Raw genomic sequence first — 16,143 nt, 5'->3', positions numbered from 1 at the left:
AGGAGAACAGAAGTGATGAACAAAAAATTAATTGGTGTAGATTTAGGTGGGACAACAGCAAAATTAGCTATTTTAACAAAAGAAGGCGAAATAGAAGAAAAATGGACTATCGATACAAATATTGAAGACAAAGGTTCTCATATTGTAAAAGATATTGGCGATTCCATCAATCAAAAATTGACTGACTTACAACTCGATAATGATATATTTTATGGAATTGGTATGGGAACTCCTGGAACGGTTAACTATGATACTGGAACGGTTAAAGGAGCTTATAATCTTAACTGGGCAGAAGAGCAAAATGTAAGTGAAGATTTAGAAAAAATTACTGGTCTAAGCATTTCATTAGATAATGATGCCAACGTTGCAGCGCTAGGTGAACGCTGGAAAGGTGCTGGAGAAGGTGGTGCAAATGTTGTGTTTGTAACGCTTGGAACTGGTGTTGGAGGCGGCATTTTCGCAGAAGGAAAAATATTGCATGGTATTCGTGGTGCAGCTGGTGAAATTGGTCATGTAACAGTTGTTCCAGAAAATGGTTATGACTGTACTTGTGGTAAAAAAGGGTGCTTAGAAACTGTAGCATCTGCAACAGGAATCGTTCGAGTTGCAAAAGATTTAGCTAAGGAATATACAGGTGAATCAGACCTTAAAGAAGCAATCAAAAAAGATGAAAATATTACATCTAAATTAATTTTCGAATTAGCTGCTGAAGGAGACGCTTTAGCTAATGCTACAATTGATAAAATTTCTTTTTACTTAGCACTTGCACTTAGTCATATTGGTAACATGCTAAACCCAGAAAAGATAATTATTGGCGGTGGAGTTTCAGCGGCAGGAGATCAATTATTGACACCAGTCAGAAATTATTTTGAAACAATGGTATTTCCAGCAGTAAAAGAATCTACTAAATTATCTATTGCGACAAAAGGGAATGACGCTGGGGTAATCGGTGCTGCATGGTTAGCGATACCAACGGAAGATTAATACTATCTCTACAGCTACAATAATACTCCGTTATTGTAGCTTGTTTTTTGAAGTGTATCTTTCTATGAGAATTGTTTTAGCTTACTACGAAAAGGGTAAAATTTTAGCATAGAGAGATTGGAGGCAAAAGATGAAAAAATCAACTACATTTATGCTTATTGTTGTATCCATAGGCTTGATTTTTATCTCTTTTGGTTGCGTAAAAGAAAAAGAACCGCAAAAAAAGACAACAAAAGATGTTCAGGCTATTCAACTTAAAACGAAAGAATTTCAGCGTGTAGTGGGCTGGTTATCAAAAGATTCGGTATTGCTACAGACCAAAGTAAAAGGTATCAGTTATTTTAATGAATTAAATATCTATAATGGAAAAAAGCGTGCTATTTTTAATACAAAAGAACCTATCTCGGAAGTGCAAATCAGTCCAGATTATCGCAATATGCTCCTTTATTCTGCTAAGTCTAATAAAAAAGCGGTAATGCGAGTAATTGATTTAAGCGATGGAAAGATTATTGCATCCAGAGAAACTAATCCACTTACAACTAATTTTTATTGGAATAATGAATCACCAGAGAAAATAATGTTAGTCGTTTATAGTCCGGAATGGGATTTTCATGTGGAAGATTGGGATTATACACTAAATCAGGTTAATAAAGTGGAACTAACTTCTCCATTTGTATCTTGGTATGGAGATAATTTAATTGTTTCCAATAACAAAGATAAGCCAGACGATGAATTAGGCAATTTGTATTTACAAGATATTAGAGATAATGCTTCAAAGAGTTTAATTGTAGCAAATATTATGCAATTTGCTGTACATGACAACGTGTTAATTACAATTGAAAAAGCTTCTGATGAAAAATTGTTATACGAGTTTAGAACTATTGGGTTTCAAAACTTTTACTCTTATAGCTCTGCACGAGAGTATGATGAGTTAGGCACTTTTATTCCTTATTTCGATGCGAATTTTGATAAAAATGCTTTCTTGACTTTTGAACCATATGAGAGTGCAAAAATAAGTGGAAATCAAAATGAATATAAATTAGTAAAAGTTAATCCAACAACTAAAAAAGAGACTACTGTTTTAGATTTAATGGACAATCAGCCAATATTATCTTATGAAACAGGTGACTTGGTTCTTTATGGTTACTTATTTGATAAAGTAATAGATACTAAAACTGGTAAAATGTATAATCTGATAAATACGCCAACAAAATCATTTTAAACAACGAACTTCTAATTATTTAGGGTTTGTTGTTTTTTATTGTAAAATTTTTTGAAAATAAATAGCCGTTTTCTAAAAGAATTTGGCAATTATATTCCTCAGATTTATTAGTAGTAGATGCACAATTAATCTTGGATGAACCATATTTCCTTGTGAAACTAGCTGGAATAGGGGCTTCTTTTGCATTTATAACTACTAGATTAAGTTCTGCAGAAGCCAAGTAATAATTTTGAATCATCTTTTCATATGCAATTTGTCTTTTAAAAATGGAAGCACTGCCAGTCACAATCAAAATAGTTATTAAAGCAATGAATATAGTAAAAGGAAGTGTAAATGCATTTTGTTTCATGGATGCTCCTTTAGTTGTGGCAAAGGGAATCGTGATGTATAGCGTGTTGTATTTGAAAAGTTTGCTTTTAAAATTAATTGATTTTCTTTTTTTATAAACTCCCATTCTTTAAGTTGTGTTAACAAAGGTTCATGTCCCTTACCGTCTACTTGTCTTCTTAGTAAATCATTAAATTTAGTATAGGTGATTTGTTTATCTTCTACTTGAAAAGTTAATTTCTCTTTATCAATTGTAATATTACTCGCATTTTCCCATTCTAATCGCATTTGCATTAAGAAAAGTTGCCATTCTGTTGTTTGATCTAAATTACTGAGTTCTATCGTTTTGCTATAGCACTGAAAAAAGAGCGGGATAAGGGAGCTAATGCTTAAAATTATTGTGACAGAAAGAATGGTTTCAAGAAGAGTAAAGGCAGGAGAAGTACCTCTACAAAGTACATTGTTCTTGCTGATTATTTTTTGCACAAATTTGAATACCTCCTTCTTCGTAAAAACTTTTTATTTGATTATCACTATAGATAACTGGGATATTTTTATGAAGTAATAATTCGCTATGTTCAAATAGTTGCTGATATAGTAGACTTTGGTCTTTTTCATGTTCAATTTGTTGGAAAATAGTCATGGAAAGCGGCAGTAAGAAACTACAAACTAAAGTGAATAATAATAGGGAAACCATACTCTCAACTAAAGAAAAACCATTAATTTTTCTCAATTTTAAATCGCCCCTTTCCAATTTGAAATATTAGTTTGTAGTTGTTAGAAATACCCAGCAATCGGACTGTAGTAAAGCGATTGATAGAACCATTTATGCTAGAGAAACGGAATTTTTCTGGTTTAACATGATCAAGTTTTATTGATGGTGTTAGTGGCAATGTAAAAAGTAACTGATTTTTTGTTATAGCAGTTAATTGATTTTCCTGAGGAGAAAAGGTAATAGTAGTATCTTGACCGCTAGTAATAGCATTTAATTGGGCGTAGTAAATGGATGCTTTCACTTCTTCTAACAATTGTTCTTCGTTTAGTTTTGAAATAGTATTTGCTATTGGGAAGATAGTTAAATTAATCATTATCAGACTAATAGAGAGAACAAGTAACATTTCTATCAATGTAAAAGCATTAATTTTCATCGACTTTCCGTTACATTTCCAGAACTATCAATTTTAATACTATTTCCATTCGGGCATGATTTTTGGTTGGATTTTAAGTAGCCTTCACTAACTAAATCATTAACAGATGGAATACTATTTTTCTCAAGTTGATAGGATTGAACTTGACCTTGTACCATAGAAACAAAAGCCTCGCACCCCTTATTATTAATAGATTTACTTTGAGAAACAATATTCGGTATAGTTAATAAGAGTAAAACACTAACAACTAATAAAACAATAAGCATTTCAACGAGTGTAAATCCTCGCTCATCACGCCAATCAATTTTTCTTTTAAACATGTAAACGGCCTCCTTTAAATTTGATTTACCATGGAAAACATTGGATATAAAATGGATAGGTAGATTGATATAATTAAAATACCGATGATAATAAATACAACAGGTTGAATAAATGTAAATATTTTTTCTGTTTTTATTAGTGCTTTTTGATGGCATAAATGATAATAAAATAATAATTCTTCTGCTAAATTACCGTTCTTTTCTCCATGAATAACAATATAATAAAGTTCTTTTTCAAAAATAGGCATTTGTTCAAGTGCTTTTGTTAAAGGAAGACCAGCTTCTAGAAAAGGGAGGATTTGTTTAGCAATCGCCTGAAAAAAAGGGGAAGAACTCTCGCTTCCAAACAATTGCATGATATGTGATATGGATAATCCACTTTTTAAAAGGTAACCCATTTCACGAGAGAAAATCTGTGAATAATGAATTTGCGAAAATTGACGTATATAAGGGATTCGACAATAAAAATAAGCACGTTGATAAGCATTTTTTTGATTTTGCTTTTTTATAAGGAAACTAATACTAATAAAAAGCAAGAGCATGAATCCACCTAAAATAATAGGTACTTGTTCTAGTAAAAAATAAGTGAAGTTGGATCCGAGCGAGTCACTATTAGATAGCTGCGAAAATAAAAGGTCAAATTTTGGGAGAAGAAAAATTCGTAGTAAAAAGAAAACGATAATAACAGTAGAAAATAGAACAAGTGGATATTGAAAAGCTTTTTTTAATGCGGTTTGTTCTTCGGCTTTTCTCTTCATATGGACACCGGTTTCTTGAATTGTTTGAATAAAAAAACCGTGACTTTGTGCATAATGAAGTTGGGAGCAGATAAACTCTGGAAAGTCATTTTGTTGAAGTGAGTTGGCAAAGGAGTTTCCAGATGCTAGGGATGAAATAATTTTTTTGTAGCGTTCCTGATGCTTGGTAGAAGTAATACTTAAAAAACGAATGGCAGCATCAAGAGAAAACCCTTTATCTAGCAAATTAGCAACTCTGACTAAAAATTCGCCATCATCTTTCCAATTAATACGTTTAAAAAAAGCCATAAGCAACTCCTTTTTGTTGAACTTCTTGAAGTGTGTACTTGGGTTTGGTTTGTTGTTTTTTAGAATGGAAATATGTCTGAATATCTTGTTTTGATAGTACTTCGTAGATCGCAGTTCGTTTTCGCTGTAAATGAGTACAATATGGTTGGCATTTAGAACCGCAATATACACAATATAAATGGACTAGTTGTTGAAAACTAATTCCAAGTAAACATTGAGCTAATTCTTCGCGACTTATACCTAATTCCAACAACCTAAATAAAACGCCATAAGAATCTCCTGCGTGAACAGTACTTAATACTAAATGACCTGTCAAAGCAGCTCGAATGACCATTTTTGCTGTTTCAGTATCTCTAATCTCTCCAATTATTAATATATCTGGATCGTGACGCAGAACTGCTTTGATTAGGTTGGCATAGGTTAGATTAGCTTTTTCATTGATTTCAACTTGAAGAAATTCTGGAGAGTGATGTTCCACTGGATCTTCAATCGTGATAACCTGAAGTTCGGTATTTTCTTTAATAAAAGAAACCAAACTATACATTGAGCTGGATTTTCCACTTCCGGTACTACCTGAGAACAAAAATAAACCAGTTTTATCTTTACATTGTTTTATAATTTGTTTAGTTAGTTGAGGGAAGAGGCTAGATTGTAAAAATGGAATAGGATATTTGTAACGAAAAACACGGATAACAATGCTTTCTAGAAAATCTTTATTTGGGATAGTGGATAGTCTTAAAGCTATTTTTTCTACATTAGTTTCTTTCTCATAACTACCAGATTGTGGCTTTCTTTTTTCGCTTATGTCTAAAGCAGCTTGGAATTTAAGATAAGAAATTAATTTTTCACCAATTTCTAACGAGAAGTAGCGTAACGGAAGTAAAGTACCATTTATCCTTAAACGTAATAAATAGCGATTATTTAAAGGATGAATATGGATATCGCTTGCGTTAACTTGAAGTGCTTGTAATAAAATAGAATTCATTAAATTTTGTGGCATAACAACCTCCTTACAAGTCATATTCCACATATTATGTTTAAATCCTCCTTCAACTTTTTTTCACAAAAACGAAAATTTATTATTAGGAAGTGAAATTCATTTTTTGATATTAAATTTAAACCGAAAAAATATGTTTTTAAGTGGATAAATGAGCGAAAAACATTTTTTGTGTTTTGAAATATTTCACAAACTATGCGCAAAATATCACATGCGTATGATCGGAAAGAGAATGAGTAATAAAGCCCTTACATTCCGAACGAACATCCTTAATTAATAAAAAAATAGGATTAAAACTAATTATTTGCCGAACAATAGAAGTCGTGATAAGCTATAGAAAAGGCAAATACATAATAGAATTAGCGGGTGAATGTAAACAGAGAGACTGCAAAAATGCAGCGCCGACGGGGAAAGCATGCAGATGTGAAACTCTCAGGCAAAAGGATGTTTACGGGACGCGACTCTGGAGTTTTTTGTTTCACGACAGGGCTTATGAACCATATAAGCCTTTTTGTTATGTGAAAAAAAGGAGGATATAACTATGACAGAATTATTAAAAACACCTATTCATCCACTTTATGAGAAATACGGCGCTAAAACAATTGATTTTGGTGGATGGGATTTACCTGTACAATTTTCTGGAATAAAAGCAGAACATGAGGCCGTGCGAACAGATGCAGGATTATTTGATGTATCTCATATGGGAGAAATTTTAGTGGAAGGCGCTGGAAGTACAGCATATTTACAAAACTTATTATCTAATGACATAGGAAAAATAAAAATAGGCAAAGCGCAATACAATATTATGTGCTATGAAGATGGAGGGACAGTCGATGATTTAGTTGTTTATAAATTATCTGAGACTAAATACATACTAGTTGTAAACGCGGCGAACACTGATAAAGATTATGAATGGATGTTAAAAAATATTAAAGAAAATGTCTCAGTTACAAATGTTTCTTCTATGTATGGTCAGTTAGCGCTACAAGGACCTAACGCGGAGAAAATTCTTGCTAAGATAACCGATGTTGATTTAAGTGCGATTAGTTTCTTTGGATTTGTAGAGGACGCAAACATAGCAGGTGTGAAAACAATTATTTCGCGTAGTGGTTACACTGGAGAAGATGGTTTTGAAATTTATATGCAAAAAGAAAATGCAACCAAAGTGTTTGAAGCAATTATGGCAGAAGGGGTATTACCGATTGGTCTAGGTGCTCGAGATACTTTGCGATTGGAAGCAGTTTTAGCATTGTATGGTCAAGAATTAAGTAAAGATATTACTCCTCTTGAAGCAGGGCTTAATTTTGCTGTTAAATTAAAAAAAGATGCTGATTTTATCGGAAAAGACGCACTTATTAACCAAAAAGAAGCTGGCTTAGTGAGAAAATTAGTTGGTATTGAATTAATAGAGCGAGGAATACCGCGGCATGATTACCCAGTATTTTTAAATAATAAAGAAATTGGTGTTGTAACATCCGGAACACAATCGCCAACACTTGGAACCAACATTGGATTAGCTTTATTAGAAACTGCATATACTGAAATTGGACAAGAATTAGAAGTGGGCATTCGAAATAAAAAAGTAAGAGCAAAAGTAGTAGCAACACCATTTTACAAACGCGCAAAGTAAAAAGGAGGAAATGTGATGGCAAAACATCGTTATTTACCAATGACGGAACAAGATGAAAAAGAAATGCTTGACACTATCGGGGTAGGGTCAGTGGATGATTTATTTCAAGATATTCCAGAAAAAATTAGATTTAAAAGAGAGTATGATTTAAAACCAGCAAAATCAGAACCAGCTTTACTCCGAGAACTGTCTAAACTTGCTTCCAAAAATGCAAATACGACCGAATATGCTTCATTTTTAGGAGCTGGAGTATATAGTCATTATATTCCTACAGTAGTGGATCATGTGATTTCTCGTTCTGAATTTTATACAGCATACACCCCGTATCAGCCGGAAATCTCTCAAGGAGAATTACAAGCTATTTTTGAATTTCAAACGATGATTGCGGAATTAACCGGAATGGATTTAGCGAATTCTTCTATGTATGATGGGGGAACTGCGCTTGCGGAAGCAGCAATGCTAGCAAGCGGACATACTAAACGCAAAAAAATTCTTCTTTCAGGAGCCGTTCATCCTGAAAATATAAATGTATTAAAAACATATGCCGCTGGACAACATATTGAAGTGGAAATTATCCCAGAAATAGATGGGAAAACAGATATAGAAGCGTTAAAAACGGCACTGAACGATGACATTGCAGGGTTTGCGGTACAATATCCGAATTTTTATGGTCAAGTAGAACCATTAGTTGAAATAGAAAAACTCATTCACGAGAATAACTCATTATTGTTAGTTTCAAGTAATCCGCTTGCGCTTGGACTTCTTACACCACCGGGAGAATTTGGCGCTGACATTGTTGTTGGCGATTCGCAAGTCTTTGGTATTCCAGAGTCATTTGGTGGTCCACATTGTGGTTTCTTTGCAGTAACAAGTAAATTAATGCGTAAAGTGCCTGGACGACTAGTTGGAGAAACCGTTGATGAAAATGGAAAGCGTGGTTATGTATTAACGTTGCAAGCGAGAGAACAACATATTCGCCGTGATAAAGCTACTTCAAATATTTGCTCTAACCAAGCCTTAAATGCACTGGCATCATCCGTTGCGATGGCGACATTAGGTAAAGTCGGATTACCAGAAATGGCAAAACAAAACTTAGATAAATCTCATTACGCTAAACAAAAATTCCAAGAGAGCGGATTTAATGTTTTATTTTCAGATAGTTTTTTCAATGAATTTGTTATTAAACTTTCTAAACCTATCAAAGAAATAAATGAAGCGCTCTTAGATGAAGGGATTATAGGTGGATATGACCTTGGATTTTATGAGGATAAATATAAAAATCATATGTTAATTGCAGTAACGGAAATGCGCACAAAAGAGGAAATTGATGCCTTTGTGGCAAGCTTGGAGGGTGTAAAATGAATTTAGAAGAAACAATGCCATTGGTTTTTGAACGCTCTATTCCAGGAAGAATTGGCTTTAGTTTACCAGAAAGTGATGTGCCAGAAACAAAAGCGACGGATTACTTGGACCAAGCATATATTCGTTCTACACCAGCTGATTTACCCGAATTAAGTGAACTGGAAATTATGCGTCATTATACAAATTTATCTAATCATAATTTTGGTGTAGACTCTGGTTTTTATCCATTAGGTTCTTGTACTATGAAGTATAATCCAAAAATAAATGAAAAAGTTGCGAGATTTCCAGGGTTTGCTAACATTCATCCTAATCAGCCTGAGAGTTCCGTTCAAGGTGCACTTGAGCTGTTATATGATTTGCAAACGAGCCTAGTTGAGATTACTGGGATGGATGAAGTGACACTGCAACCAGCTGCGGGGGCACACGGGGAGTGGACTGGGCTAATGTTAATCCGAGCTTTCCATGAAAAAAATGGCGACACCAAGCGAACAAAAGTAATTATCCCAGATTCTGCACATGGTACCAATCCTGCATCTGCTGCAGTAGCAGGATTTGATGTAGTAACAGTTAAATCAAATGAAAAAGGTTTAGTAGATGTAAATGATTTAAAGAAAGTAGTTGGCGATGATACAGCAGCGTTAATGTTAACTAATCCGAACACATTAGGATTATTTGAAAAAGATATTGTTGAAATGGCAGAAATTGTTCATGCGGCTGGTGGTAAATTATACTATGATGGCGCGAATTTAAATGCAATCATGGCAAAAGTTAGACCAGGAGATATGGGGTTTGATGTAGTTCATTTAAATTTACACAAAACATTTACTGGACCACATGGTGGAGGCGGTCCGGGATCAGGACCAATTGGTGTGAAAAAGGATCTAATACCATTTTTACCAACACCAGTACTTACTAAAAAAGAAGATATTTACACATTTGACTACAATTATCCGGAATCTATCGGTCGAGTGAAGCCTTATTATGGCAACTTTGGCATTAATGTTCGCGCTTATACCTACATTCGGACGATGGGACCAGATGGTTTAAAACAAGTTACAGAATATGCTGTGCTAAACGCTAATTATATGATGCGGAAATTACAACAGGCTTACGATTTGCCATTTGATCAAATTTGTAAGCATGAATTTGTTTTAAGTGGAAATAGACAGAAAAAGCTTGGGGTTCGTACAATTGATATTGCTAAACGTTTGTTAGATCATAATTTCCATCCGCCGACAGTTTACTTCCCACTGATTGTAGGAGAAGCAATTATGATTGAACCAACTGAAACGGAATCTAAAGAAACACTTGACTCATTTATTGATACAATGCTAAAAATAGCAAAAGAAGCAGAAGAAAATCCAGAAATCGTTCAAGAAGCACCACATAGCACTTATGTAAAACGTCTAGATGAAACGCGCGCTGCTAGAAAACCTGTGCTACGCTATCAAAAATAAGCAGAAAAAAGTCTTGCTGCAGTTATTGCGGCAAGACTTTTCTTTTATTTAGCTTTTGTTTTACCTTTCCATTTACGGTAGCCGCCTTTAAGCTGATAAACATCACGATAACCACGTTTGTAAAGCATGATTGCTGCGCGGTTGCTACGTTGAGCAGTTTGGCAATATAAGTAAACTGGTAAATCTTGGCGAATCTCCGTTGTACGATTTTTCATTTGTGTAACTGGAATATTTCTAGCGCCAAGAATATGGCCAGCATCGAATTCATTTGGCTCGCGAACATCAATTAATTGTGCTTTACGATAACCTTGTTTAAATTCTTCCTCTGTTAAAACTTTTACTGCTTTGCGGCGCATTACAAACTGGTAAATTTCATATGCTAAAAGAATAACCAGAATAATAATTGCTATAATCCAACTAATCAATTGTGTAAACCCCTTTCATCCTGAAAACTGCTTTTAATAAAGCATCCTTTTCTATTATAACTTATTTTTTGCCACCATCAATCACTTTAAAAGAAGATTTTCGTTTTTTCTTTGTTTTTTTCTTATTGTCATGTAAATTTTTGGATTGTTTTACTGCTTTTTGATAATTACTGTCAGTTTTTTTGTTGGATAGTAGTCGAAATATCAAGGTGAAAATGATTGTTCCGATTAATATGGAGATGGCGAGGGCGAAAAAAGATTTAAATCCACCCATCAAAAGACCAATTCCAACTAGAATAAGTAAAAAAATCACTATTAGTGGATATTTTTTCAATCGAACCAACTCCTATTCTAAAAGTTCCAGATTATCAGGCTCCTCATTGTTTACTGGCGCTCCTTCTTTTTCAATACGTAATAATTCATTAAAAGAAGCAATTGCTACTTCTACTTGATCGTCAGCTGGTTCTTTAGTCGTTAGGAGTTGTAGCCATAAGCCAGGAACACCTAAATATTTTAACACTGGAATGTTTCGGCATTTATTGGTTAACTGCAAAACTTCAAATGCAACTCCGAGTACAACTGGAATCAATAAAATCCGGTCAACCACACGAAGCCAAAGTGGGTCAGTAGGAACAAGCAAATAAATAAACATCCCTACAATAACTGTAAATAAAATAAAACTACTACCACAACGATAATGTAATCTCGATTGCTTTTGCACATTTTCGACAGTTAAAGGTAAATTTTCTTCATAACAATTAATGACTTTATGCTCAGAACCATGATATTGAAAAACTCGCTTTATTATTGGAGTCTGAGAAACAGCAAAAATATAAGTCAATAGAAGAATTAATTTAAAAAAGCTTTCTAAAAAGACTTGTGCCGTGTCACCAGGAACTATCGGACGAAATAATTCTGCTAAAAATACAGGGATAAGTGTCATAACGAATTTGGCGAATACAAATGATAAAATACCAATCACTGCAACACCTAGCCACATAGCAACTTTCGATTCTTTTTTTTCGATTTTTTCCTCTTCTTCTGGATTGTTTGGATCTTCATCATAGCGGTCGGTTGCAAATGCTAAATGTTTAGAGCCAATTGCGCTAGATTCAATTAAAGCAACGATACCACGTAAAAAAGGAATTTTCTTGAGCCGTGTCACCCAAACCGGGCTATTTTTTTGCAAATAAAAATATTCTAATGAACCATCTAGCCGTCTAACAGCTGTTACTGTTTGTTTTTTACCACCAAACATTACCCCTTCAACAACTGCTTGTCCTCCATAAGATGGCACGTTTTGTTTACTCAAATTTTTCACCAGCCTATTCTTGTGTACTAATAAGTTATTTTACGCTAAAAACTGTTTTTCGTATAGCGGCAAACGCCTAAAAAAAGTTATTTTTTGTAAATTATGATAAAATAGTTTCAAACGTGTTGAAAAATACTTATTTTGCGCGCCTAAAATTTGAAAAAAGTGGAGGAATTATAATGTCTAAATTAACTAAAATTCAAGAAACACTTGGAAAAGAAAAAATGGAAGCGGTTCTTGTTACAAGTGAATATAATAGAAGGTACGTATCAGCTTTTACAGGAACGAGTGGTGTGGCTTTAATTTTACCTGAAAAAGCTTATTTTGTGACTGATTTCCGATATACAGAACAAGCGGCGAAACAAGCAGAAGGATATGAAATCGTGAAACACGAGGGACCGATTTTTGATACAGTGGAAGCATTATTATCCCAAAATGCAACTAAAACATTGCATTTTGAAGCTGATTATGTGACTGTTTCTGAATTTAAGCAAATGGAACGAACTTTTAATCGGGAATTAATTCCACTTACAGGTTTATTTGAAGAAATGCGTAAAGTGAAAACCGCGAGCGAATTAAAAGCAATTCGTACAGCTTGTGATATTGCGGATGCAGCTTTTGCTCATATTATTAAATTTATTAAACCGGGCATGGCAGAAATTGAAGTATCTAATGAGTTAGAATTCTTTATGAGACGTGCTGGTGCAACTTCCTCTTCATTTGATACTATTGTCGCTTCTGGGGTTCGTTCGGCACTTCCTCATGGTGTTGCTTCTGATAAGAAAATCGAAGTAGGCGATTTTGTCACAATGGATTATGGTTGTTATTATGATGGTTATTGTTCTGATATGACGAGAACAATTGCGGTTGGAGAACCCGCTGAAAAATTAAAAGAAATTTACCAAATTACACTGGATGCTCAATTAAAAGTAATTGATAGCTTGAAACCTGGTATGACCGGGATTGAAGCAGACGCAATTGCACGTGATTATATTAGTTCATTTGGTTATGGTGATGCATTTGGTCATTCATTAGGTCACGGTATCGGTTTAGAAATCCATGAAGGGCCTAATTTATCATTTAAAAGTCCTCAAAGACTAGAAGTGGGACATGTAGTGACAGATGAACCAGGTATTTATTTACCAGGAATTGGTGGCGTAAGAATTGAAGATGATTTATTAATTACGGCAACAGGTAACGAGATTTTAATCCATTCACCAAAAGAATTAATTATTTTATAAAAATTCCTTTGTAACTTTGTGTGTTTTGTGGTTAAATAAGGAAGAATGAGCAGGTATAGATGCTCCCCAAAAAAGATATTTTGCAAATTACAGGAGGAAAAACATGATTTCAGTAAATGACTTTAAAACAGGCTTAACAATAGAAGTAGATAATGGGATTTGGCGCGTGCTAGACTTCCAACACGTAAAACCTGGAAAAGGAGCAGCATTCGTACGTTCTAAATTACGTAATCTGCGTACTGGTGCGATTCAAGAAAAAACATTCCGCGGTGGAGAAAAAGTGGCTAAAGCACAAATTGATAACCGTAAAATGGCTTATTTATATGCAGACGGGGCTAATCACGTTTTTATGGATAATGAGTCTTATGAACAAATTGAACTTCCAGAAGAGCAAATTGCGCACGAACTTAAATTTTTAAAAGAGAATATGGAAATAAATATTATTATGTACCAAGGAGAAACAATTGGGATTGATTTACCAAACACAGTAGAATTAGTTGTTACTGCAACCGACCCTGGAATTAAAGGAGATACTTCTTCAGGTGGTTCTAAACCAGCTACACTGGAAACTGGACTTGTTGTGCAAGTACCATTTTTCGTGAATGAAGGAGACAAACTAGTTATTAATACAACCGAAGCAGCATATGTTTCTCGGGCGTAAGTAAAGATACATTTATTACAGCTGGAGTTAATTCTTCGGCTGTTTTTTCTGTTTGCCAGCGTTTCCTGTACCCCTATTAAATAAAAAGTATGGTACAATAAAAACAATGCGTGATTCATGCAATTTTATATTTTTAGTTATTATTAAGGAGTGTAAAAGAGATGTTATCAATAGATGAAATTAAACAGCTAATTGAGCTGATTGACGAATCAACCTTAGATGAATTTGAATTAGAAACAAAGGATAGTAAGATTATGCTTAAAAAGAACAAAATAGTGGCAACTGCTGCAATTAGTGAAGCACCAGTCGCTCTTCCAACAGTTCAAGCAGCACCGGCTGTCGAGCAACAAGCAGCACCACAACAAGTAGAAACAAGCGTAACTGATACGAACCTAGAAGTAATTACTTCCCCAATGGTTGGGACTTTCTATGCGTCAGCGTCACCGGAAGATAGCAATTTTGTTAATGTTGGATCGAGAGTTTCCGCACAATCTGTTGTATGTATTGTAGAAGCAATGAAACTATTTAACGAAATCACTGCGGATGTTGATGGTGAAATTGCAGAAATCTTAGTTTCTAGTGGCGAGTTAGTTGAATTTGGACAACCGCTTTTCAAAGTTAGAAAAAAATAAGGGGTCGGAAAATATGATTAAAAAAGTACTGGTAGCGAACCGTGGAGAAATCGCTGTCCGTATCATTCGCGCTGCTAAAGAGCTTGGAGTGGAGACAGTTGCGATATATTCGGAAGCAGATAAAGAAGCACTACATATTCAGCTAGCGGATGAAGCTTATTGTGTAGGTCCCGCGGCAACAAAAGATAGCTATTTAAATATGTCAAACATTATTAGTGTGGCAGTTTTAACAAATTGTGATGCTATTCATCCGGGTTATGGATTTTTAGCTGAAAATGCAGATTTTGCTGAGCTATGTGAAGATTGCAATATTACATTTATTGGTCCGAGCGCTGCTGCAATATCTCAAATGGGAACAAAAGACGTAGCTCGTGAAACAATGCGTAAAGCTGGTGTCCCAATTGTTCCCGGTTCACAAGGAATTGTAGCTAATGTTGAAGAAGGTAAAAAAATTGCTAAAAAAATCGGTTACCCTGTCATCATTAAAGCAACAGCTGGCGGTGGCGGTAAAGGTATACGTGTAGCGGAAAACGAAGAAAAATTAGTCTCTGGAATTCATACAACACAACAAGAAGCTGAAGCCGCATTTGGAGATCCGGGTGTTTATTTAGAAAAATATATTCAAGATTTTCGCCATGTTGAAATTCAAGTGCTTGCAGATAACCATGGTAATGTTATTCATTTAGGAGAACGTGATTGTAGTATTCAACGTCGCTTACAAAAGCTAATCGAAGAATCTCCGTCACCAGCAATTGATGAAAAAACTCGCCAAAAAATGGGTAAAGCAGCTGTCAAAGCAGCCAAAGCAGTGAATTATTCAGGAGCTGGAACGATTGAATTTATCTTTGATCATCATGAAAATAATTTTTACTTTATGGAAATGAATACGCGTATCCAGGTAGAGCATCCTGTCACAGAACTTGTAACAGGAATTGATTTAGTAAAACAACAATTTTTAGTAGCAGCTAATGAGGAATTAAAAATTAAACAAACAGATGTAAAACTAACTGGTTGGGCAATGGAATGTCGGATTAATGCTGAAAACCCAGAAAAAAACTTTATGCCTGCACCAGGTGAAATTAAATTTTATCTTCCACCAGGTGGTTTAGGAGTTCGAATTGATTCGGCAGCTTATCCAAATTATAAAATTCCACCATTCTATGATTCGATGATTGCAAAAGTAATTTGTTATGCAGAAACTCGCGAAGAAGTAATTCAAAAGATGAAACGAGCGTTGTCAGAATTTGCCATTGATGGTATTCCTTCAACAATCCCATTTCATTTACGTGTATTAGATAATGATGTATTTTTGTCAGGTGATTTTAATACAAAATTCTTGGAGCAAAATGATGTAATGAATCTTTCTAAGGAGGGCTAAA

At 34.5% G+C, this 16,143-nt stretch carries 19 protein-coding genes and 1 riboswitch; of the genes, 9 read left to right on the top strand and 10 right to left on the bottom strand.

Features of this window, described 5'->3' with window-relative positions:
* Positions 1-15 precede the first annotated feature (15 nt).
* A complete protein-coding gene (locus HCJ50_RS08555) occupies positions 16-984 on the top strand; it encodes an ROK family glucokinase (protein ID WP_185349084.1) in 969 nt (322 codons plus the stop codon).
* A gap of 130 nt (positions 985-1,114) precedes the next feature.
* Complete coding sequence (locus tag HCJ50_RS08550; RefSeq protein WP_185349086.1) at positions 1,115-2,206, top strand: YqgU-like beta propeller domain-containing protein; 1,092 nt, start codon at positions 1,115-1,117, stop codon at positions 2,204-2,206.
* Positions 2,207-2,225: 19 nt separating this feature from the next.
* Here the strand turns inward: HCJ50_RS08550 and HCJ50_RS08545 are convergent, their stop codons facing one another.
* Genes HCJ50_RS08545 through comGA form a run of 7 tightly spaced genes read right to left on the bottom strand, consistent with a single transcriptional unit; the run spans position 2,226 to position 6,047 of the window.
* Entirely contained in the window at positions 2,226-2,555 is a 330-nt protein-coding gene (locus HCJ50_RS08545) for a competence protein ComG (protein WP_185395651.1), read from the bottom strand.
* Positions 2,552-3,019, bottom strand: a complete 468-nt coding sequence (gene comGF, locus HCJ50_RS08540; RefSeq protein ID WP_185380885.1) for a competence type IV pilus minor pilin ComGF — start codon at positions 3,017-3,019, stop codon at positions 2,552-2,554. Before comGF ends, HCJ50_RS08545 begins: the two co-directional genes overlap by 4 nt.
* Positions 2,982-3,266 (bottom strand): competence type IV pilus minor pilin ComGE, encoded by a 285-nt coding sequence (gene comGE, locus HCJ50_RS08535; RefSeq protein WP_185348171.1) that lies wholly within the window; start codon positions 3,264-3,266, stop codon positions 2,982-2,984. Before comGE ends, comGF begins: the two co-directional genes overlap by 38 nt.
* On the bottom strand, positions 3,253-3,681 hold the full coding sequence (gene comGD, locus HCJ50_RS08530) for a competence type IV pilus minor pilin ComGD (protein ID WP_185348173.1): 429 nt from the start codon (positions 3,679-3,681) through the stop codon (positions 3,253-3,255). Before comGD ends, comGE begins: the two co-directional genes overlap by 14 nt.
* Positions 3,678-4,001, bottom strand: coding sequence for a competence type IV pilus major pilin ComGC (comGC, locus tag HCJ50_RS08525; protein ID WP_185348175.1), 324 nt, complete (start codon positions 3,999-4,001; stop codon positions 3,678-3,680). The genes comGD and comGC overlap by 4 nt, the downstream gene beginning before the upstream one ends.
* A 14-nt stretch (positions 4,002-4,015) precedes the next feature.
* Positions 4,016-5,047, bottom strand: a complete 1,032-nt coding sequence (gene comGB, locus HCJ50_RS08520) for a competence type IV pilus assembly protein ComGB (RefSeq protein WP_185348177.1) — start codon at positions 5,045-5,047, stop codon at positions 4,016-4,018.
* Positions 5,034-6,047: a competence type IV pilus ATPase ComGA gene (comGA, locus tag HCJ50_RS08515; protein ID WP_185348179.1), complete on the bottom strand. Its 1,014-nt coding sequence runs from the start codon at positions 6,045-6,047 to the stop codon at positions 5,034-5,036. Before comGA ends, comGB begins: the two co-directional genes overlap by 14 nt.
* Before the next feature lie 363 nt (positions 6,048-6,410).
* Positions 6,411-6,502: riboswitch (glycine riboswitch) on the top strand.
* Between the two features lie 83 nt (positions 6,503-6,585).
* On the opposite strand from comGA, the gene gcvT reads away from it, so the two are divergent.
* From gcvT to gcvPB, 3 genes are read left to right on the top strand one after another with little or no spacing between them, the layout of a single operon-like run.
* Complete coding sequence (gcvT, locus tag HCJ50_RS08510; protein ID WP_185348181.1) at positions 6,586-7,674, top strand: glycine cleavage system aminomethyltransferase GcvT; 1,089 nt, start codon at positions 6,586-6,588, stop codon at positions 7,672-7,674.
* Positions 7,675-7,689: 15 nt separating this feature from the next.
* A complete protein-coding gene (gcvPA, locus tag HCJ50_RS08505) occupies positions 7,690-9,036 on the top strand; it encodes an aminomethyl-transferring glycine dehydrogenase subunit GcvPA (RefSeq protein ID WP_185348183.1) in 1,347 nt (448 codons plus the stop codon).
* Complete coding sequence (gcvPB, locus tag HCJ50_RS08500; protein WP_185348185.1) at positions 9,033-10,493, top strand: aminomethyl-transferring glycine dehydrogenase subunit GcvPB; 1,461 nt, start codon at positions 9,033-9,035, stop codon at positions 10,491-10,493. Before gcvPA ends, gcvPB begins: the two co-directional genes overlap by 4 nt.
* A gap of 44 nt (positions 10,494-10,537) precedes the next feature.
* Here gcvPB and HCJ50_RS08495 read toward each other — a convergent pair whose 3' ends face one another.
* From HCJ50_RS08495 to HCJ50_RS08485, 3 genes are all read right to left on the bottom strand, one after another.
* Positions 10,538-10,918 (bottom strand): rhodanese-like domain-containing protein, encoded by a 381-nt coding sequence (locus HCJ50_RS08495; RefSeq protein WP_185348187.1) that lies wholly within the window; start codon positions 10,916-10,918, stop codon positions 10,538-10,540.
* A 61-nt stretch (positions 10,919-10,979) separates the two neighbouring features.
* On the bottom strand, positions 10,980-11,252 hold the full coding sequence (locus HCJ50_RS08490; RefSeq protein WP_185348189.1) for a hypothetical protein: 273 nt from the start codon (positions 11,250-11,252) through the stop codon (positions 10,980-10,982).
* A gap of 12 nt (positions 11,253-11,264) precedes the next feature.
* A complete protein-coding gene (locus HCJ50_RS08485) occupies positions 11,265-12,230 on the bottom strand; it encodes a DUF1385 domain-containing protein (RefSeq protein ID WP_185348191.1) in 966 nt (321 codons plus the stop codon).
* A gap of 179 nt (positions 12,231-12,409) precedes the next feature.
* On the opposite strand from HCJ50_RS08485, the gene HCJ50_RS08480 reads away from it, so the two are divergent.
* The 4 genes from HCJ50_RS08480 to accC all read left to right on the top strand — a co-directional run bounded on the left by HCJ50_RS08480 (position 12,410) and on the right by accC (position 16,142).
* Positions 12,410-13,471 carry a M24 family metallopeptidase gene (locus HCJ50_RS08480; RefSeq protein WP_185348193.1) on the top strand — a complete coding sequence of 354 codons (1,062 nt, stop codon included), beginning with the start codon at positions 12,410-12,412 and terminating at the stop codon, positions 13,469-13,471.
* Between the two features lie 103 nt (positions 13,472-13,574).
* On the top strand, positions 13,575-14,132 hold the full coding sequence (efp, locus tag HCJ50_RS08475) for an elongation factor P (RefSeq protein ID WP_185348195.1): 558 nt from the start codon (positions 13,575-13,577) through the stop codon (positions 14,130-14,132).
* Positions 14,133-14,293: 161 nt separating this feature from the next.
* Positions 14,294-14,764, top strand: a complete 471-nt coding sequence (gene accB / locus HCJ50_RS08470; RefSeq protein ID WP_185348197.1) for an acetyl-CoA carboxylase biotin carboxyl carrier protein — start codon at positions 14,294-14,296, stop codon at positions 14,762-14,764.
* 13 nt (positions 14,765-14,777) lie between these two features.
* Positions 14,778-16,142 carry an acetyl-CoA carboxylase biotin carboxylase subunit gene (accC, locus tag HCJ50_RS08465; protein ID WP_185348199.1) on the top strand — a complete coding sequence of 455 codons (1,365 nt, stop codon included), beginning with the start codon at positions 14,778-14,780 and terminating at the stop codon, positions 16,140-16,142.
* The last annotated feature ends 1 nt before the right edge of the window (position 16,143 follow it).

This window comes from Listeria immobilis, assembly GCF_014322765.1.
Classification (GTDB): domain Bacteria; phylum Bacillota; class Bacilli; order Lactobacillales; family Listeriaceae; genus Listeria; species Listeria immobilis.
Note: the sequence above shows the minus strand (reverse complement) of the source record. Positions and strands in the feature narration are given on the sequence as shown.